At 75.9% G+C, this 17827-nt stretch carries 18 protein-coding genes; 10 read left to right on the top strand and 8 right to left on the bottom strand.

Going from position 1 to position 17827, the window contains the following annotated elements:
* Window positions 1-11 precede the first annotated feature (11 nt).
* Together dhaK and AC3EVP_RS31625 are read right to left on the bottom strand one after the other, a co-directional pair.
* The gene (gene dhaK, locus AC3EVP_RS31630; RefSeq protein WP_335976532.1) at window positions 12-1013 is read right to left on the bottom strand and encodes a dihydroxyacetone kinase subunit DhaK; all 1002 of its coding nucleotides are present in this window, start codon (window positions 1011-1013) and stop codon (window positions 12-14) included.
* 280 nt (window positions 1014-1293) lie between these two features.
* Complete coding sequence (locus AC3EVP_RS31625) at window positions 1294-2070, bottom strand: IclR family transcriptional regulator (RefSeq protein ID WP_435135857.1); 777 nt, start codon at window positions 2068-2070, stop codon at window positions 1294-1296.
* A gap of 59 nt (window positions 2071-2129) precedes the next feature.
* On the opposite strand from AC3EVP_RS31625, the gene dhaM reads away from it, so the two are divergent.
* From dhaM to AC3EVP_RS31610, 3 genes are all read left to right on the top strand, one after another.
* A complete protein-coding gene (gene dhaM, locus AC3EVP_RS31620; RefSeq protein ID WP_435135855.1) occupies window positions 2130-2522 on the top strand; it encodes a dihydroxyacetone kinase phosphoryl donor subunit DhaM in 393 nt (130 codons plus the stop codon).
* Window positions 2506-2838 carry an HPr family phosphocarrier protein gene (locus tag AC3EVP_RS31615; protein ID WP_435135853.1) on the top strand — a complete coding sequence of 111 codons (333 nt, stop codon included), beginning with the start codon at window positions 2506-2508 and terminating at the stop codon, window positions 2836-2838. The genes dhaM and AC3EVP_RS31615 overlap by 17 nt, the downstream gene beginning before the upstream one ends.
* Window positions 2839-2916: 78 nt before the next feature.
* Window positions 2917-3909: an aldo/keto reductase gene (locus AC3EVP_RS31610; RefSeq protein WP_435135851.1), complete on the top strand. Its 993-nt coding sequence runs from the start codon at window positions 2917-2919 to the stop codon at window positions 3907-3909.
* 69 nt (window positions 3910-3978) lie between these two features.
* On the opposite strand, the gene AC3EVP_RS31605 is transcribed toward AC3EVP_RS31610, so the two are convergent.
* The 3 genes from AC3EVP_RS31605 to AC3EVP_RS31595 all read right to left on the bottom strand — a co-directional run bounded on the left by AC3EVP_RS31605 (window position 3979) and on the right by AC3EVP_RS31595 (window position 6684).
* Window positions 3979-4581, bottom strand: a complete 603-nt coding sequence (locus AC3EVP_RS31605; RefSeq protein WP_435135850.1) for a hypothetical protein — start codon at window positions 4579-4581, stop codon at window positions 3979-3981.
* Window positions 4582-4740: 159 nt separating this feature from the next.
* A complete protein-coding gene (locus AC3EVP_RS31600) occupies window positions 4741-5526 on the bottom strand; it encodes a DeoR/GlpR family DNA-binding transcription regulator (protein ID WP_335976544.1) in 786 nt (261 codons plus the stop codon).
* A gap of 123 nt (window positions 5527-5649) precedes the next feature.
* On the bottom strand, window positions 5650-6684 hold the full coding sequence (locus AC3EVP_RS31595; RefSeq protein ID WP_335976547.1) for an aldo/keto reductase: 1035 nt from the start codon (window positions 6682-6684) through the stop codon (window positions 5650-5652).
* A 124-nt stretch (window positions 6685-6808) separates the two neighbouring features.
* Here AC3EVP_RS31595 and AC3EVP_RS31590 point away from each other — a divergent pair, with 124 nt between their 5' ends.
* Complete coding sequence (locus AC3EVP_RS31590; RefSeq protein ID WP_435135847.1) at window positions 6809-7741, top strand: LysR family transcriptional regulator; 933 nt, start codon at window positions 6809-6811, stop codon at window positions 7739-7741.
* Complete coding sequence (locus tag AC3EVP_RS31585; protein ID WP_335976551.1) at window positions 7741-8199, top strand: PaaI family thioesterase; 459 nt, start codon at window positions 7741-7743, stop codon at window positions 8197-8199. Before AC3EVP_RS31590 ends, AC3EVP_RS31585 begins: the two co-directional genes overlap by 1 nt.
* Window positions 8200-8234: 35 nt before the next feature.
* Here the strand turns inward: AC3EVP_RS31585 and AC3EVP_RS31580 are convergent, their stop codons facing one another.
* Window positions 8235-8771 carry a MarR family winged helix-turn-helix transcriptional regulator gene (locus AC3EVP_RS31580; protein WP_435135845.1) on the bottom strand — a complete coding sequence of 179 codons (537 nt, stop codon included), beginning with the start codon at window positions 8769-8771 and terminating at the stop codon, window positions 8235-8237.
* A 233-nt stretch (window positions 8772-9004) separates the two neighbouring features.
* Here AC3EVP_RS31580 and AC3EVP_RS31575 point away from each other — a divergent pair, with 233 nt between their 5' ends.
* From AC3EVP_RS31575 to AC3EVP_RS31555, 5 genes are all read left to right on the top strand, one after another.
* Window positions 9005-10246 (top strand): DUF4032 domain-containing protein, encoded by a 1242-nt coding sequence (locus AC3EVP_RS31575; RefSeq protein WP_435135843.1) that lies wholly within the window; start codon window positions 9005-9007, stop codon window positions 10244-10246.
* A gap of 322 nt (window positions 10247-10568) precedes the next feature.
* Window positions 10569-11219, top strand: coding sequence for an RNA polymerase sigma factor (locus AC3EVP_RS31570; RefSeq protein WP_435135841.1), 651 nt, complete (start codon window positions 10569-10571; stop codon window positions 11217-11219).
* A gap of 77 nt (window positions 11220-11296) precedes the next feature.
* Complete coding sequence (locus tag AC3EVP_RS31565; protein WP_435135839.1) at window positions 11297-12133, top strand: hypothetical protein; 837 nt, start codon at window positions 11297-11299, stop codon at window positions 12131-12133.
* Window positions 12134-12288: 155 nt separating this feature from the next.
* The gene (locus tag AC3EVP_RS31560; protein ID WP_335976563.1) at window positions 12289-13074 is read left to right on the top strand and encodes an SDR family NAD(P)-dependent oxidoreductase; all 786 of its coding nucleotides are present in this window, start codon (window positions 12289-12291) and stop codon (window positions 13072-13074) included.
* A gap of 95 nt (window positions 13075-13169) precedes the next feature.
* A complete protein-coding gene (locus AC3EVP_RS31555) occupies window positions 13170-15491 on the top strand; it encodes an acyltransferase family protein (RefSeq protein ID WP_435135836.1) in 2322 nt (773 codons plus the stop codon).
* On the opposite strand, the gene AC3EVP_RS31550 is transcribed toward AC3EVP_RS31555, so the two are convergent.
* Window positions 15484-16305 carry an SCO2400 family protein gene (locus AC3EVP_RS31550; RefSeq protein WP_435135834.1) on the bottom strand — a complete coding sequence of 274 codons (822 nt, stop codon included), beginning with the start codon at window positions 16303-16305 and terminating at the stop codon, window positions 15484-15486. The genes AC3EVP_RS31555 and AC3EVP_RS31550 overlap by 8 nt on opposite strands.
* Before the next feature lie 143 nt (window positions 16306-16448).
* Window positions 16449-17777: an MFS transporter gene (locus tag AC3EVP_RS31545; protein ID WP_435135832.1), complete on the bottom strand. Its 1329-nt coding sequence runs from the start codon at window positions 17775-17777 to the stop codon at window positions 16449-16451.
* Window positions 17778-17827 lie beyond the last annotated feature (50 nt).

Raw genomic sequence — 17827 nt, 5'->3', positions numbered from 1 at the left:
ATCCAGTCGGTTCAGATGCCCCAGCGCAGTGCGGCGGTGTGCACCGGCGCGCGCCACAGGGCGAGCAGGTCGTCCGTGGTCTTGCAGACGGTGATCGAGGCACCGGCCATGTCGAGGCTGGTGACGTAGTTGCCGACGAGGTTCCCGGCGACGCGCACCCCGCGCCCGGCGAGCAGGGCGGCGACCTCGCGGTAGACGATGTACAGCTCCAGCAGCGGGGTGGCGCCGAGGCCGTTGACCATGACGAGCACCTCGTCGCCGGCGGCGAGCGGCTGGTCGGCGAGGACGGCGGCGAGCATGTCGGCGACGATGTCCCGGGCCGGGCGGAGCTTGCCGCGGTGGCGGCCGGGCTCGCCGTGGATGCCGACGCCGATCTCGATCTCGTCGTCGGGCAGTTCGAAGCCGGGTTTGCCGGCCGCGGGCGCGGTGCAGGCGGTCAGGGCGACGGCGAAGGAGCGGGTGGCGGCGTTGACGCGGGCGGCGACGTCGGCGACGTCGGCGAGCGGGGCGCCGCGCTCGGCGAGGGCGCCGGCGATCTTCTCCACGAACACGGTGCCGCCGGTGCCGCGGCGGCCCGCGGTGAAGGTGGAGTCCCGTACCGCGACGTCGTCGTCCACCAGCACCGCGGCGGTCGACAGGCCCTCCTCGGCGGCGAGTTCGGCGGCCATCTCGAAGTTCAGCACGTCGCCGGTGTAGTTCTTGACCACGAACAGGGTGCCCGCGCCGGTGTCCACGGCCTTCGCGGCGGCGACCATCTGGCCGGGCACCGGGGAGGTGAACACCTCGCCGGGGCAGGCCGCGTCGAGCATCCCGGTGCCCACGAAGCCGCCGTGCAGCGGCTCGTGGCCGCTGCCGCCGCCGGAGACGAGCGCGACCTTGCCGGGCCGCCGGGCCCCGGCCCGGGTGATGACGCGGTGGTCGGTGTCCACGGACAGCAGGTCGCTGTGCGCGGCCGCGATCCCGGCCAGGGCGTCGTCGAGCACGGTGCCGGGCTCGTTGATCAGCTTCTTCACGACGATCCCCCTATTACCGAATGACGTTCATTAATGATGAACGTAATCGGAAGTTAAGGGGGCGTTTCCGCGGTGTCAAGGGGTCCCGGCGGCCCACCGCCCGCCAACTCGCTACGGTCCAGCGTGCGTTGGCGGAGCCCGCGGGGCGGACGGGAGCACGGCGCGGCGCACACCGGCGCCCGGGAGCAGGTCCCGGCGCACGGGCAGCGCGAACCGGGCGGGGCCGTACGGCGGTTCGGCCGGTGGTCGGACGGCGGCCGGACGGCGGCCGGACGGCGGCTCAGCCGGTGGCGCCCCGGGAGGTGCCGCGGGGCGCGCCGAGGTCGCGGGAGAGGTTGCGGGCGGTCTCGCGCACCGCGACGGCCAGTTCCTGCCGGGCCGGCTCCGCCAGCAGCCGCTCCACCGGCCCGACCACGCCGATCGCGCCGACCACGGCGCCGGAGCGGTCGAAGACGGGCGCGGCCACCCCGGCGTCGCCGATCGCCGACTCCTGGTCCTCCAGCGCATAGCCGCGCGCCCTGACCTGCGCCAACTCCGCGGCCAGCGGCTCGCGCGCGGTGACGCTCGCCCCGGTGAGCACCGTCAGTTCGCCGGACAGCAGCTGCTCGCGCTCCTCCTCGGGCGCGAAGGCGGCCACCGCCTTGCCGAGCGCGCAGGTGTTCCACGGGATGGACGCGCCGACCTCCAGGATCTGCACGGCCCCCTCGGGGCGGAAGGCGTGGTGCACCACCAGCATGCGGTCGCCGGTGGGCACCGCGACCCACACCGCCTCGCCCGCCCGGCGCGCCAGCAGGTCCGCCCAGGTCAGTGCGCGCGACCTCAACTCCTGGGTGTCCAGGTAGGAGTTGCCCAACTGCACCAGATACGGGCCGAGCTGGTACTTCGAGCTGTCCCGGTCCTGCACCACCAGGCCCTCGGCCTCCAGGGTGCGCAGCAGGGCGTGCACGGTCGGCTTGGCCACGCCGAGCCGCTCGGCGAGCTCGGTGACGCCCAGCCGGGGGCCGGTGACCGACAGCTCCCGGAGAATCCGGACGGCACGCTGCACCGCTTGCACCATGGGAAAACCTCTTCGTTCAGTATTGCTGAATACCGTTCCGAGATTTAGCATCGCTGTTCATGACGGAACTTGTCGGCATCGTACTCGTGTCCCACAGTCCCGAACTGGCCGCGGGCCTGCGCTCCCTGCTCGGCCAGATCGGCTCCGCCGCCGTCCCGGTGGCCGTCGCCGGCGGCACCGACGACAGCCGGATCGGCACCAGCTACGCGCGGATCGCCGCCGCGGTCAAGGACGCCGACCGCGGCGCCGGGGTGCTGGTCCTGCCGGACCTGGGCAGTTCCGTGCTCACCGCGCGGGCCGTCCTGGAAGACCACCCGCGCGAGGGAGTGGTCATCGCCGACGCCCCCTTCGTCGAGGGTGCCGTGGCCGCCGCGGTCACCGCCGCGGCCGGCGCGGACCTCACCGCCGTACTCACCGCCGCCACGGAGGCACGCCATGTCAGCAAGCTCTGAACGCTCCGCACCCGCCGCGCCGCACACCCCGGGCACCCCGGCCGCGGCACCGGCCGACAGCCCGTCCGTCGAGATCACCGTGCTGCTCCCGGCCGACCTGCACGCCCGCCCGGCCGGGCAGATCGCGCAGACCACGGCCCGCTTCGCCGCCGCGGCGCTGCTCCAGTACGGGGAACGCACCGCCAACGCGGCCAGCGTGCTGGCCGTCATGAGCCTGGGCGCCACCCGTGGGCGTACGGTGATCGTGCGGGCGCAGGGGCCGGACGCGCAGGAAGCGGCCGCCGCGCTGGCGGAGGTCCTGGCGACGGCCACGTAGGCGCGCGGTGGTCGCGGGGCTCCGCCGCCGACGCGCCCGCCGCCCGACCGTCCCCGCACCACCGCAGGAGCAGCCCCCGTGGCCACACCGCCCCACTCCCCCGCCGGCCCGCCCGCGGCCGGGCCCGCACCCGCCGCCCGGATCGGGTTCGGCCTGGCCGCGGTCGGCCGCCCCGGCTACATCACCCTCGGCCGCGACCGGGACCTGCCCGCCGACCGCAGCGTGGCCGCGATGCGCCGCCGCACCCACGAACTGCTCGACCTCGCCTACGCCGAGGGGGTGCGCGACTTCGACGCGGCCCGGTCGTACGGGCGTTCCGAGGAGTTCCTCGCGCAGTGGCTCGACCTGCGGGAGCCGGCCGGGGTGGTGGTCTCCAGCAAGTGGGGCTACACCTACACCGCGGACTGGCGTACGGACGCCGAGGCCCATGAGGTCAAGGACCACAGCCTGGCCACCTACGAGCGGCAGGTCGCCGAGACCCGCGCGCTGCTCGGCGACCGGCTCGACCTGTACCAGGTGCACTCGATCACCCCCGGCAGCCCCGCCCTCACCGACCCGGCCCTGCACCGCGCGCTGGCCGGACTCGCCGCGCAGGGCGTGCGGGTGGGCCTGAGCACCAGCGGCCCGGCGCAGGCCGACGCGATCCGGGCGGCACTCGAGGTGACCGTCGACGGCCGCCCGCTGTTCCGCAGCGTCCAGTCCACCTGGAACCCGCTCGAACCGTCCGCGGGCCCCGCGCTCGCCGAGGCGCACGCGGCCGGCTGCCGGGTGATGGTCAAGGAGGGCATGGCCAACGGGCGGCTGGCCGCGCCCGACGCGCGCACCGAGCCGGTGCTCGGCCGGCTCGCGGCCGCGCTCGGCACCACGCCCGACGCGCTCGCGCTCGCCGCCGCCCTGCACCAGCCGTGGGCCGACGTGGTGCTGTCCGGCGCGGCGACCGCCGGCCAGCTCACCGCCAACCTGCGGGCCCGCGAGGTGAAGCTGACCGCCGACCAGCTCGCGGCCCTCGCCGAACTGGCCGAGCCGCCGGCCGAGTACTGGCGCCACCGCGCCGAACTGCCCTGGCACTGAGGCACGTTCGGGCAAGGCCCCGAATACGGGTACGGCTACGGGTTGTACGGGTACGGCTCTGCGTGCCGCTCAGGCCAGTTCCTCGGCCACCACGTCGGTCGCCCGGCCGCGGGCGTTCGTCGCGGTGATCGCCACGGCGTCGAAGGCGGCGTGCCGGGCCGCGTCGAACGGCATGCGGCGGCCGTCGGCGAGCGTGACCAGGCCGGGTTCGCCCGGGTCGGTGAGGGTCTCCCGCTCGTCGTCCCAGTCGATGCCGTAGCCGACCCACACCACCAGCTCGAAGGTGTCCTCGCCGTCGGCGTCGACGTAGACCCGGTCGGCGCGGCGGGCGCGCAGGCCGTCCGCGTCCCAGCGGTCGCAGAACATGGCGTCGTAGCCGTGGACGGCGCCGTCGAAGAGCAGAATCCGCTCGCCCGGCGCGCCGACCGCGTACACCAGCGCGGGCAGGTCGCCGCCGACGATCAGCCCGTCGTACCGCTCCCCGCAGTAGTGCAGCCGGAACCGGGTCCGGCCGTCCGCGGTCCGCAGCCGCGCCGCCCAGCCGACCTCCAGCAGTTCGGCCCAGAAGCGCTCGGACATGGTGCCCGGGCGGTCGGCCGGCGCGGTCACGCCGGCCAGGTGCGGCGGCCCGGGCAGCGGCGCGGCCCCGGAACCGGACGTGCCGTTCGTCATACGCCCATCATCGGGCATCTCCCTTGCGCGAGGGGCGCGTTGGCGGCAACCGGGCCCGTACGGCCCCGGAGTGCGACACACTTGCCCACCGCGCACGGGGGATGCCCGATGATGGGCGCATCAGCCGTATCGGAGGACGCATCGGACGCATCGGACGCGTCAGACGCAGGAGACCTCGACGCCCTCGGCGGTGAACTCCGCCACCAGCTCCTCCGGCGCGTTCCGGTCGGTGATCAGCACCGAGATCGCCGACACGTCGCAGACCTGGGCGAACGCCCGCTTCCCGAGCTTGGTGGAGTCGGCGACCACGATCACGTGCTCGGCCCGCTCGGCCATCGCGCGGTTCGCGCTCGCCTCGCCCTCGTCATGGGTGGCCGCGCCGAACCGCGGGTCGACGGTGTTGACCCCGAGGATCGCGTAGTCCAGCGAGATCGCCTGGAGCACCATCGTGGCCAGCGGCCCGGTCAGTTCGTAGGAGCTGGGGCGGGCCACGCCGCCGGTGACGACCGTCTTCACATAGGGGCGCACCGCCAGTTCGTTGGCGATGTTGATGGCGTTGGTCACGATGGTCAGCGCGGTGGCGCTGCCGCGCTCGGCGAGGTCGGCGCGCATCGCCAGTTCCCTGGCGACGTCGGAGGTGGTGGTGCCGCCGTTGACGCCGACCACCGCGCCCGGCGGGATCAGCGCGGCCGCCGCCCGGGCGATGCGCTGCTTCTCGTCGGCCTGCCGCCCGGCCTTGTAGCGCAGCGGCAGGTCGTAGGCCACGCCGCTGAGCACCGCGCCGCCCCGGGTCCGGGTGAGCAGCTGCTGCCGGCCCAGCTCCTCCATGTCCCGGCGCACCGTGGCGGCGGAGACGTCCAGCAGTTCGGCCGCCTCGGCCACGCTGATCCGGCCCCGGTCGCCGAGTACCTCCAGCAGCCGCGTCCAGCGCTCGTGCGTCCCCATCCGACTCCGCCCTCCGTTTCCGGCCGAGCGTATCGCGTCGCGACCAGCCGCAACGTCCGGCGCAGGAGCCGGCCCCACCGCCCCGGCACCACCGCCCCCAGCCGCCGGACACCGCCGGAGGCGTCAGCGGCCGCCGCGGATGTTCCGGCCGCGCTGGGCGACGCCCGGCCCGCCGTAGGGGTAGTCCGCCGCGCCCGGGTCGCTGGCCGCGTCCAGCCGCTCCACCTGCTCGCCGGTCAGCCGCACGTCCGCCGCGCCGAGGTTGTCCTCCAGCTGCTCCAGCGTGCGCGCGCCCAGGATCACCGAGGTGACGGCGGGCCGGCCGAGCAGCCAGGCCAGGGAGACCTGCGCCATCGACGCGCCCTGCTCCTCGGCGACCGCCCGCACCGCGTCGACGACGTCCCAGGTCCGCTGCACCCGGCTGCGCCGCCCGTACGCCTCGACCCCGCGCTCGGGGTCCTCGCCGAGCCGCGTCGCCCCGGTCGGCAGCTCGTCCCTGCGGTACTTGCCGGTCAGCCAGCCGCCGCCGAGCGGGCTCCACGGCAGCAGGCCGAGCCCCGCCGAGACGCACGCGGGGGTGATCTCCCACTCGATCTCCCGCGCCAGCAGGTTGTACTGCGGCTGGAGCGTGACCGGGCGGGCCAGCCCGCGGAAGTCGGCGACGTCCACCGCCTTCTGGAGCTGCCAGCCGGTGAAGTTGGACAGGCCCACGTAGTGGATGCGGCCGCGCCGCACCGCGTCGTCGAGGAAGCGCAGCGTCTCCTCGACGGGGGTGTAGGGGTCCCAGGCGTGCACCTGGTAGAGGTCGATGCAGTCGACTCCGAGCCGGCGCAGCGACGCGTCGAGCGCGCGGTCGAGGTGGCGGCGGGACAGCCCGGCGTCGTTGGGGCCGTCGCCCATCGGGAAGCGGCCCTTGCTGGCGATCTCGACCCGGCCGGTGATGTCGGCGGGGCGCGCCGCCAGCCAGCGGCCGATGATCTCCTCGGAGACTCCGGCGCTGTAGACGTCGGCGGTGTCGACGAGGGTGCCGCCGGCCGCGACGAACCGGTCGAGCTGCGCGAACGCGCCCTTCTCGTCGGTCTCGGCGCCGAACGTCATGGTGCCGAGCGCCAGCGCCGAGACGCCCGCGCCGCTGCTGCCGAGGGTGCGGTACTCCATGCGGTTCCTCCGGTTTCGCTCCGTGCGCGCGGCGGGTGCCGGGCCGCGCACCATGCTGTCCCCGGCCCGCCGATCCCGTCCAACAGAAGAAAGAGAACGCATTCATCGACTAGGTTTCTCAATCGTGGAACTGCGCCAGCTGGAGTACTTCGTCGCCGTCGCCGAGGAGCGGCACTTCACCAAGGCCGCGCGGCGGCTGCTGGTGTCGCAGTCGGGGCTGTCGGCGGCGGTACGCGCGCTGGAGCGGGAGTTGGGCTCGCCGCTGTTCGTGCGGACCACCCGCAGTGTCGAACTCACCGGCGCGGGGCGGGCACTGCTGGGCGAGGCGACCCGCACGCTGGCCGGCGCCCGCGCCGCGAAGGAGGCGGTGGCGGCGGTGCAGGGCCTGCTGCGCGGCAGCCTCGCGGTGGGCACCGAGCAGTGCGTGACGGTGGACGTCGGCGCGCTGCTGGCGCGCTTCCGGGCCCGCCACGGCGGCGTCGAGGTGCGGCTGCGGCAGGCGGGTTCCGCGGTGCTGGCGCAGGACGTGGCGGACGGCCGGCTGGATCTGGCGTTCGTCTCGCTGCCGGGCCCGCCGCCCGACGGGGTGCGGCTGCTGCCGCTGACCGCCGAGCCGATGGTGCTGCTGTGCGACCCGGGGCATCCGCTGGCGGGCGCCGCGCGGGTGGAGTGGGCCGCGCTGGCCGGTGAGACGTTCGTGGACTGGCACCAGGACTGGGGCGCGCGGCAGTTGACCGACCGGGCGTTCGCGGCGTGCGGCGCGGCGCGGCGGGTGGCGCTGGAGGTGTACGACGTCCACACGCTGATCGACCTGGTCCGGCACGGGCTGGGGGTCGCGGTGGTGCCCCGGCCGATCTCCCGCAAGGAGCAGGCGGCGACGCTGGCGGCGGTGCCGGTGACGGGTCCGGGCGGCGCCGCGTGGGAGGTGTCGGTCGCGCTGCCGAGGGGCGCGCGGCCGAGCCCGGCCGCGCGCGAGCTGCTGTCGTACCTCGAGCCGGCCCCCGGTACGGACCCGGGCCTGGTGCCCGGTCAGGTGACGGAGGAAGGGAACCGCTGATGAGCCCCGCACCCCACCACGACCCGGCGGCCGCACCCGCTCTGGACTTGGAGGCGGCCCGCGCCACGCTCGGCGCCCAGCCGTTCAGCCGGCTGCTCGGCGCGGAGCTGTCCGCGTTCGGCGGCGGCGCCGCGGTCCTGGAGGTCGCCGTCCGCGACGACCTGCGGCAGCAGAACGGATTCCTGCACGGCGGGGTGCTTGCCTACGCCGCCGACAACGCGATCACCTTCGCCGCGGGGTCGGTCTTGGGTCCGGCGGTGCTGACCGGGGGCTTGACCGTGCAGTACCTACGGCCGGGCACCGGGGTGCGGCTGGTGGCGCGGGCGCAGACCGTGCAGGCCGGGCGGCGGCAGGCGGTGTGCCGGTGCGACCTGTACGCGGTGGCCGCCGACGGCGCCGAGACGCTGTGCGCGGTCGCGCAGGGCACGGTGCTGCGGGCGGCGGCGCGCGAGGAGTAGCCCGTCGTCCGGATCTCCGCGGCGCCCCCGCGGGGTCAGCGGCCGCACAAGGCGGGCTCGCCGACCGCGCCCTCGGGGTGGGCGGTGTGGTGCGCGGTGTGGTGGGCGAGCAGCCGGGTGAGCAGTGCGGTCAGCTCGGTCCGCTCCTCGTCGGTGAGCGGGGCGAGCAGGTCCTCCTGGGCCGTGTCGAGAACGGTGTCGAGGCGGTGCAGGTGGTCGCGGCCGTCCGGGGTGAGCGTGACCACGTTGCGGCGGCGGTCCTCGGGGTCGGGGGCGCGCCGGACCGCGTCCCGGGCCTCCAGCTCGTTGATCACCGCGACCAGGTCGCTGCGGTAGATGCCGGTGCGCCGGCTCAGCGTGGCCTGGCTGGCCGGGCCGTACTCCTCCAGGGCGGCCAGCACGGCGTAGTGCCACTTGCGGGCGTCGGCCGCGGCCAGCCGGCCGCTGACCATCCGCTCGCCCTGGGCCGCGGCCAGGTTCAGCAGACGGCTGGGCAGCGCCACGAGCCGCCGCGGCGTCGCCGCCTCTTCGCCCCGCCCGGCCGGAAGCGGCTCATCGTGCGCGGTGTCCATGGCCGCATCGTACCCCGTTGTGTTTGTCGGACTAACGATAGTGAGCGGCTACGGCGCCTGGCCCGCCGCAGGCCCCCCACACCGGCACATGGCCGCGCTGGGGACCAAGCACTGCGGGCCCGCCGGCCACCTCGCGCCCGAGGACCGGCCGGACGCGATCGGGGCCGCGGTGACCTCGTGGGCCGCGCGGCACAGCCTGTAGCCTGCGGTCCTACGAGAGGACCGGAAGCACCATGCCGTTGCAGATCAGGGCCACCGACGCCGGCCACCCCGCCGACCTGCTCGACCTGCCGTGGGGCCTGCCGCTCGAACAGTGGCCCGACGAGACGCTGGTCGCGCTGCCGCGCGGCATCTCACGGCACGTGGTGCGCTTCGCCCGCGCCGGCGACGAGGTCGTGGCGGTCAAGGAGGTCAGCGAGTGGGCCGCCGCCCGCGAGTACGAACTCCTGCGGGACCTGGACCGGTTGGCGATCCCCGCGGTCGACGCGATCGCGGTCGTCACCGGCCGCGAGGCGGCCGACGGCACCGCGCTGGAACCGGCGCTGGTCACCCGGCACCTGGGCGGCTCGCTGCCGTACCGGTCGATGTTCGAGACCACGATGCGGCCCGGCACCGTCAGCCGCCTGCTCGACGCGCTGGCGGTGCTGCTGGTGCGGCTGCACCTGGTCGGCTTCGCCTGGGGCGACTGCTCCCTGTCGAACACCCTCTTCCGCCGTGACGCCGGGGCGTACGCGGCCTACCTCGTGGACGCCGAGACCGGCCAGATACAGCCGCGGCTCAGCGCCGGGCAGCGCGACTACGACATCGACCTGGCCCGGGTGAACATCGCCGGCGAGCTGATGGACCTGGAGGCGGGCGGCTCCCTGCACCCCTCGGTGGACCCGGTCACCTTCGCCGAGGCGATCTGCTCCCGCTACGCCGACCTGTGGCACGAACTGACCCGCGAGTCCGTCTACCCGGCGGGCAAGCGGCACTACATCGACCGCCGGATACGCCGCCTCAACGACCTCGGCTTCGACGTCGCCGAGATGCAGATCCAGCGCTCGCCGGGCGGTGACACCGTCACCTTCCTGCCCAAGGTCGTGGACGCCGGGCACCACCAGCGCCAACTGCTGCGGCTGACCGGCCTGGACACCGAGGAGAACCAGGCCCGCAGCCTCCTCAACGACCTCGAGCAGTGGATGACCACGCAGGACGACTACGCCCCCGGCGACCCGCTCGGCGCCCGCCCGGAGGTCCTCGCCCACCGCTGGGTCCGCCAGGTCTTCCGCCCCACCGTCCGCCTGGTCCCCCTCGACCAGCGCGGCAGCATGGAACCCGCGCAGATCTACCACGAGCTCCTCGAACACCGCTGGTACCTCTCCGAGCAGGCCGAGCACGACGTCGGCATCGAAGCCACCGTGGCCAGCTACCTCAAGGACGTCCTCCCCCACATCCCCGACCCGGCCACGACCCCCGCCCCCACCGACGATTAGGCCGTGTCTGGCACATAGCGTCGTCCCGCCCGAAGGGCGGGGGTCCTCCCAGGCGAAGCTCTGGGGGGACAGAGCGCAGCGGGCCGCGCCGACGGCCGACGACGCTGGGGGCGCCTCCCGCCGAAGTCAGGGGGAGAGCGTGCGGCCAGGCCCCGTCGGCTGGGGGCGCCCCCATGCCCCTGGCCATGGGGGCGGGATTCGTCGGCACGGCCAACCCTCCTCCGCCGATCGGCGGCCGGTGCGGGCTCCGGACGGCGGGCTCCGGGCGCGGTGGAGTGCGGGCGGCGGGAACCTTCGGCCCGGTGCCGGACACGTACAGGGCATGGAAGTGAACGACGTTGGCCCCACCGCGGCGGAGGAAGGCATATCCGACCGGGTGTTGTGGGCCTGGGCGGTCGACGGCGATCGCGAGGCGTTCGGGCGGATCTTCGACCGCCATGCGAAGACCGTCTACAACCACCTGTTCCGGCGGACCGCCGACTGGTCGGAGGCCGAGGACCTCACCTCGACGGTGTTCCTCCACGCCTGGCGCCGCCGTTCGGAGATCGTGCTGGACCGCGACTCGGCCCTGCCGTGGCTGCTCGGCATCGCCGAGCACCTGCTGTCCAACACCCGGCGGCGCCTGCGGCGGGCCGAGGCACTGCTGCACCGGCTCGTCTCCCATGACGAGCCGGCGGGCGACCACGCGGACCGCGTGGCCGGCCGGGTGGACGACGAGCGCCGGATGTCGCAGATCCACCGGGCGCTGGCCCGGCTGCCGCGCCATGAACGCGAGGTCGTCGAGCTGTGCGTGTGGTCGGGCCTGGACCAGCAGGCGGCCGCGGCGGCGCTGGGGGTGGCGGTGGGAACCGTCAAGTCCCGGCTGCACCGCGCGCGGCGCAGGCTGGGGGCCGACCTCGCCGGCGGACCAGGGGCCGCCGCGTCGTCTTCCGGTTCGAAGAATCCCGTCACCGCGGAGGAGGGCGCACGATGAACGACTCGCCAGGTGTTCCCGCGCCTCCCCCTGATCGTGAGCTGCCGCATCACCGGCGGCTCCGAGAGGACCTACTGATGAAGATCGATCCAGAGGACAAGCCGGCCTCGTTCGCCCGCAGGTGGGGGCTGCCGTTGGGCATCGCCGCCGGAGTCGCGGCGGCGAGCGTCGCGGCGGTGACCGTCTTCAGCGGGCAGGGGGCGGCCCAGCCGGCCCGGGCCGGCAGCGGCGGACGAGCGACGAGCGCGGCCGCCTCACCGAGTGCGGGCCGGGTCTCTCCGCCGGCCGGAGCGGGGACCGGCTCGACGCGGCCGTCGTCCCCCAGCGCCTCCGCCACCTCCGGGACGTTCACCGTCACCGGCACGGCCACGACCCCGATCGCACCCGGGACCGCCACCAAGATCCTGGCCTCGTGCCTGGGATCGGACGCGTCGGGCTACCACGCGGTGATCGCCGTCCGTACCCCGGCCGCCACCACCGACTGGGACGGCGCGGTGATCGCCGTCGACTCGGCCGGCCAGTACGTGCAGTGCGAGGCCAAGGGCGAGAAGGGGAGCAGCCAGGACCACCCGCCGACGTTCGTCAACAACCGCCTGTGGGGCACCGGTCACCTCGTGGAGTACTTCGACTCCGTCGGCGAGCCGGCCGGTTCGGGGCGCTACCTCTCCCTCGGCGCCGGGCACTACACCTCCGGCATCGCCAAGATCACCGTCAGCTACGGCGAGGACGCGGCCGAGTACCCGGCAGTCATGGCGGGCGGTGCGTTCTTCTACAGCGCGGCCTTCTCCACCGGCACGCCGGCCCCCAAGTACTTCTCCGCGACGGCGACCCCGTACGTCCACGCCTACGACGCGGCCGGCAAGGAGGTCTACGACCAGAAGAAGGACCCGCAGTTCGCCGCCGGCTCCCAGTAGCAGGCCGGCTCCGCACCCCGCGGCCCACCCCGACCCCCGTGCCTGCCCCTTCGGCCCCCGATACCGCTCCGGCGGCGGGTGGTGGGGAACACGGGGGCGGGCGGGGGGATTGATCAGGAGGAGGGGGGACCGCAAGGATCGAAAGGGATGTACTCGTGGATCTCGAACTGACCGGCCGCCGTGCCCTCGTCACCGGTGCGAGCCGGGGCATCGGGCTGGCCACCGCGAAGGCGCTGGCGGCGGAGGGCGCGGACGTGGGACTCGTCGCGCGGGGGGCCGAGGCGCTGGCCGCGGCGGTGGCAGAGGTGAAGGCGGTTGCGGGGCCGGGCCGTACGGTGGTGGGGCTGCGTGCCGACACCGGGGACGACGCGTCGGTGGCGGCGCTGGCCGAGGAAGCTGTGCGGGCGCTGGGCGGGGTGGACATCCTGGTGAACTCCGCCGCGACCCCGAACCCCGGCAGCTTCCCGGAGGAGGAGCTGGAAGCCCAGTTCAACGTGAAGGTGCGCGGCTATCTGCGCACCGCGCGGGCGTTCGCGCCCGGGATGGTCGAGCGCGGCTGGGGCCGCGTCATCAACATCAGCGGGCTGGCGGCCCGTCAGACCGGGTCCGTGGTGGGCTCGGTGCGCAATGTGGCGGTGGCCGCGCTGAGCAAGAACCTCGCCGACGAGTTGGGCCCGCAGGGTGTCAACGTGGTGGTGGTGCACCCGGGCTTCACCCGTACCGAGAAGACCCCGCAGACCCTGGCCGCGATGGCGGCCGCGCACGGGGTGAGCGCGGAGGAGGTGGAGCGCAGGGCCGCGGCGGACATCTCGATCGGGCGGATCGTGACCGCGGCGGAGGTCGCCGACGTCATCGCGTTCCTGGCGAGCCCGAAGAGCGTGGCGCTCAACGGCGACCCGGTGCTGGCCGGCGGCGGCGTCCGCGGGCCGATCCACTACTGACCGCGTCGCACGTTCGGGTGATGGTCTGATGATCCGTTAGTTCTGATGGTCGATCAGGCCGCGCGGGGCCGGCGAAGGCGTTCCTACGGTGGAGCGTGCCTTCGTCTGCCCCGCCGCCCGAGTCCCGTCCCTCCGCCGCCTCCCCGGTGCCCCGACCGGCGGCCCGGCCCGCGCGGGCCGCCAAGGGCGCCGCCGCAAAGGGCGCCCCCGTCAAGAGCCCGGCCCGCACCCGCACCGTCCCGCGCGCCGCCCGCGAGCCCGGGCCGTCCGCGCCCGCCCCGCGCCTGGCCGGGCTGGACGGACTGCGCGCCCTGGCGGTCGCCGCCGTCGTCGCCTACCACGTGCACCCGGGCTGGCTGCCCGGCGGCTACCTCGGGGTGGACGCCTTCTTCGGCATCAGCGGCTTCCTCATCACCCACCTGCTGGTGGCCGAGCACCGGCGGACCGGCCGGATCGCGCTCGCCGGGTTCTGGCGGCGCCGCGCGCTGCGCCTGCTGCCCGAACTCCTGCTGGTGCTGGCCGCCTGCGCGGCCACCGCGCGGCTGACCGCCGGGCTCGGCACCGGCATCGGCGATGGGCTGCGCGGCGACACCCTGGCCTCGCTGGCGTTCGTCAACAACTGGTGGCAAATCCACCAGGGCGCCGACTACTTCCACCACTTCGGCAGCCCGCCGCTGCTCCAGCACCTGTGGTCGCTGAGCGTGGAGGAGCAGTTCTACCTGGTCTGGCCGCTGCTGCTGGCCGCGCTCCTGCCGCTGCGCCGCGGCCGCCGCATGACGGCCGCGCTGCTCGCGCTGCTGGCGGCGGGCGGCGCGGCCGTCTCGCTGTGGCGGATGCACGCCCTCGGGCCCGGCGCCACCGGCGGCTCCCGGGCGTACTTCGGCACCGACTCGCACTGCGGGGCGCTGCTGGCCGGGTGCGCCGCCGCGCTGGCGCTGCCCGTGCTGGCCCGGTACGCCGACCGGCTGCCGCACCGGGGCCGGGCCGCCGTACGGACCGCGCTGGCCGTCCTCGTCGCCTTCGCGGTGCTCGGCCCGGGCAACGGCGTGATGTACGGGTGGGGGTTCGCCGCGGTCGCCGCCGCGACCACCACCGTGTGCGCGGGCTGCGCGCTCGGCGCCCAGCCGCGGCTGCTGGACACCGCGCCGCTGCGGCTGCTCGGCCGGCACTCGTACGGGCTGTACCTGTGGCACTGGCCGGTCGTGGTGACCGTGAACGCCCTGTGGCCGGACACCTCCACGTCGGTGCGCCTGCTGGAACTCCTCGCGCCGCTGCCGCTGGCGGTCGCCGCGCGGCGGCTGGTCCGGCGCCCGACCGCACTGCTGCGGGAGCGCGCGGGCGCCGCGAAGACCGCGGAGCAAGCGGCGGACGGGGCGGACGACGGCCCGACCGCGGCGGTCCCGGCGCCGGGCGGCAGGCTCCGCGGCCGGCCGCGGGACGGCCTGCTGGCGGTCGCCGCGCGGCGGCTGGTCCGGCGCCCGACCGCGCTGCTGCGGGAGCGCGCGAGCGCCGCGAAGACCGCGGAGCGAGCGGCGGACGGGGCGGCGGACGGCCCGACCGCGGCGGTCCCGGCGCCGGGCGGCAGGCTCCACGGCCGGCCACGGTACGGCCGCACCGCGTGGGGCCGGCTCCCCCGGCGCCATCCGGCGCTCACGGTACTGGCCGGCGCGGCCGCCCTCGCCACCGCCGCGGTGCTGGCCAGCCCGGCGTCGGCGCCCAGCGCCCTGGAGAACCAGCTGCGAGCCGGCGCGCAGTACGAGGCGACGCTCGCCGGGAAGGGCGGCGACGCCCGCGCGGCCGCGCCGCACGGCGCGTCCCGCGCCGCGGCCCCTCCCCCGGCGCCGGTGCCCGCGCCCCCCGCGGACTCCGGGCCGTCGGCCGCCCCGTCCCAGCCGGCCGCCGCGCCCTCCCCCGCCCCCGGCGGCGTGGACGGCACCGTGGACGGCAGCGACGTCACGGTGATCGGCGACTCCATCACGCTGGGCTCCGCGGAGGACCTGCACCGCCTGCTGCCCGGTGTCCGGCTCTACGCCCAGGTCGGGCGGATGATGGAGGACGCGCCGGACATCTGCGCGCAGCTGCTGGCCCGGCACGAGCTGCGCGGCACCGTGGTCCTCGCGCTCGGCACCAACGCCACCTTCGGCGCGCAGGACGTGGACCGGGTGCGCGAGGTGGTCGGCGACCGGCGGATCGTGCTGACCACCGTCCGCGGGCCGTTCCCCTGGCAGGACAGCGTCAACAGCACGGTGCGCGACTACCACGCCCGCCACCCCGAGGTGCTGCTGGACGACTGGTACACCGATGTCGCCGGGCACCTGGACCTGCTGTGGATCGACCACGTCCACCCGCGCGGCGGCGCCGGTACCTCGCTCTTCGCGACCGGTCTGGCCGACACCCTGGCCGGCGGGGTCAGTTGAGGCAGAGCCCGAACACGCAGGGCGAGCTGCGGCTCGGGCTCGGGGTGGGCGAGGAGGACCCGGTGCCGGTGGGGGTGGCGCTCCGCGGCGGGGACGTGGCGGCGCTGGGGGTCGTCACACTGCCGGAGGCCGTGGTGCCCGGGGCGCGGGGTGCGGTGGTGGGGGCGGCGGACGCTGAGGTGCCGGGGTCCGTGGCGGGCGGGGCCGCGGCGGAGGTGCGGGGGCGCGCGGCAGAGCGGCTGCCGGGCGGCGGACTCGCGGTGGCGGTGGCGGCGCCGGGGCCCGTACGGCCGGGTGATGACGGGTCGTCGGAGACGGACACGGCGGGCGGGCGGGAGGAGGAGGACGAGCCGGCGGATATCACCGCCGCGGCGATCCCGGCGCCGACGAGGGCGAACGCGGCGACGACCGCGGCTCGGCGGCGGTTCCTGCGCTGCCGCTCCTCACCCGGCTCCGGGGTGTCCTCGGCGGTGCCGGAGCCGGCGGCCGGGCCGGATATGCCGGGCGGCGCGTGCCCGGACGGTTCCCTGGCGACGGGCTCCTCCGGCGGGAGCGCCACCTTGGCGGCCGCGGCGGGCAGGGCCGTGGTGGCAGCGGTCGCGGTCCCGTCGGCAGCCGCGTCCCCCGCCGGCGCCGGCGGCAGGTCGACCGGTGCGCGGCCGGCCGGGCCGCGGGGGTCGATGTCCGGCGCGTAGGCGCCGCATCCCGGGCACATGAAGGCGCCGTTGAGGGCGCGGCGGCAGCCCGCGCAGTAGTCCGACCGCGCGGCGGGCGGCTCGGCCGCGCGGCCCGGACGCGTCGACGGTGTGCTCACTGACCCCGATTCTCCCGCCGGGCTCCCGTTTCCCATGGGCCGCAAGGCTAGTTCACGCCCGGCCGGGCGCCCGGCCGGGGGCGGGTGCCCGCCTCCGGCGTGTCCCCACCGCCCGGCCCGCTCCTGCCCCATACCCGTACATGTCACGGCAGTCGGCGCTCCGCACGGTGTGCCGGGGCCGGCCGGCCGAGCCGGGCCAGCGGGGAGCACGCCATGTACAGCGGGGACAGCACGAGGGCGGCGGCGGTCACCAGCAGCGCGGTGCGCGGGCCGCAGTACGCGGCGAGGGCGCCGCCGAGCAGGGAGCCGAAGGGGCCCATGCCGATGCCCGCGACGTTGAGGGTGGCCACCACGCGGCCCTGGAACCGTACGGGCGTGGCGGCCTGCCGGATCGCCGTGGTGGTCACGTCGACGAGCTGGCCGAAGGCGCCGAACAGCACGTTGACCGCGGTGAGGGCGGCGAGCGTGGCGGGGCCGGAGCCGTGCAGCGCGGGTACGCCCAGCATCACGCCGTCGGCGAGCGCGGCCGACCCGACGAGCACCGGGCCGAGGCCGAGCCGGGACGGCAGCCGTGCGGCCAGCGCCGAACCCGCCAGCGCGCCCGGGCCGGTGGCGGCGAGCACGAGTCCGACCGCGCCGCCGGACAGGTGCAGGGTGCGCGGCAGGAACAGCAGGTAGACGGTCATCAGGGCGGCGAAGGAGAACTGGAAGAGGGCCGACGCGGCGCCGACGGCGCGCAGCACCGGGTCGCGTACGACGAGCCGGAGCCCCTCGCGGATCTGCCGCCGCACGCCGCCGGCCCCGGGTGACGGCGTGTCAGCAGCATGGTGGCCGCCGGGCCGGACCCGGCGCACGGCGAGTGCGGACAGCGCGAACAGGGCGGTGCAGCCCGCGGCGGCGAAGGGTGCGCCCAGCAGCGAGACCAGTCCCCCGCCGAGCGCGGGCCCGGCGATCCGGGCGGCGGACCTGCTGCCTTCGAGCACGCCGTTGCCCTCGGTGAGCCGCTGCCGCGGCACCAGCCGGACCAGCGTGGACTGGTAGGCCACGTCGAAGCACACCGACAGGGAGCCGGTGAGGAAGGACAGGGCGAGCAGCAGCGGCAGGCCGAGCCCGCCCAGGAGGTAGGCGAGCGGGACCGCGGCGAGGACGGCGGCGCGGCCGAGGTCGGCGAGGACCATGACCCGGGTGGAGCGGCGACGGTCCACCCACACGCCGACCAGCAGCGACAGCAGCAGGATCGGCGCCTGCTCGGCGGCGCGCAGCAGGCCGAGCCGGCCGGGTCCGGCGTGCAGCGCCACGACGGCGAGCAGCGGCAGCACCGTGGCCGCGGCCTGCTCGCCGAGCTGGGAGGCGGTCTGGCCGGACCAGAACCGCCGGAAGTCGGGGTCCCGCAGCAGCCCGGCAGGGGGTTCGGCGCGGGTGGGTGCGGGCGGCGGAACGTGTGCGGGAGGCGGCGGAGGTACGGTCGGCACGGGTGCCCCTTGGGTCGCGAACAGCGGCGCCGGTGGCGGGGGGCGCGCGG

It is taken from the genome of Actinacidiphila sp. bgisy144, assembly GCF_057708105.1.
The sequence above is the reverse complement of the archived record's forward strand: the minus strand, read 5'-3'. Positions and strand labels throughout refer to the sequence as shown.

Excerpts from the sequence above, each read along its gene's own strand:
- AC3EVP_RS31575 (WP_435135843.1), top strand. The coding sequence starts at position 9,005 with ATGCCGTTGCAGATCAGGGCCACCGACGCCGGCCACCCCGCCGACCTG.
- AC3EVP_RS31580 (WP_435135845.1), bottom strand. The coding sequence starts at position 8,771 with ATGGACACCGCGCACGATGAGCCGCTTCCGGCCGGGCGGGGCGAAGAG.
- AC3EVP_RS31625 (WP_435135857.1), bottom strand. The coding sequence starts at position 2,070 with ATGGTGCAAGCGGTGCAGCGTGCCGTCCGGATTCTCCGGGAGCTGTCG.
- AC3EVP_RS31565 (WP_435135839.1), top strand. The coding sequence starts at position 11,297 with ATGAAGATCGATCCAGAGGACAAGCCGGCCTCGTTCGCCCGCAGGTGG.
- AC3EVP_RS31570 (WP_435135841.1), top strand. The coding sequence starts at position 10,569 with ATGGAAGTGAACGACGTTGGCCCCACCGCGGCGGAGGAAGGCATATCC.
- dhaM (WP_435135855.1), top strand. The coding sequence starts at position 2,130 with ATGACGGAACTTGTCGGCATCGTACTCGTGTCCCACAGTCCCGAACTG.
- AC3EVP_RS31615 (WP_435135853.1), top strand. The coding sequence starts at position 2,506 with ATGTCAGCAAGCTCTGAACGCTCCGCACCCGCCGCGCCGCACACCCCG.
- AC3EVP_RS31600 (WP_335976544.1), bottom strand. The coding sequence starts at position 5,526 with ATGGGGACGCACGAGCGCTGGACGCGGCTGCTGGAGGTACTCGGCGAC.
- AC3EVP_RS31595 (WP_335976547.1), bottom strand. The coding sequence starts at position 6,684 with ATGGAGTACCGCACCCTCGGCAGCAGCGGCGCGGGCGTCTCGGCGCTG.
- AC3EVP_RS31585 (WP_335976551.1), top strand. The coding sequence starts at position 7,741 with ATGAGCCCCGCACCCCACCACGACCCGGCGGCCGCACCCGCTCTGGAC.
- AC3EVP_RS31605 (WP_435135850.1), bottom strand. The coding sequence starts at position 4,581 with ATGACGAACGGCACGTCCGGTTCCGGGGCCGCGCCGCTGCCCGGGCCG.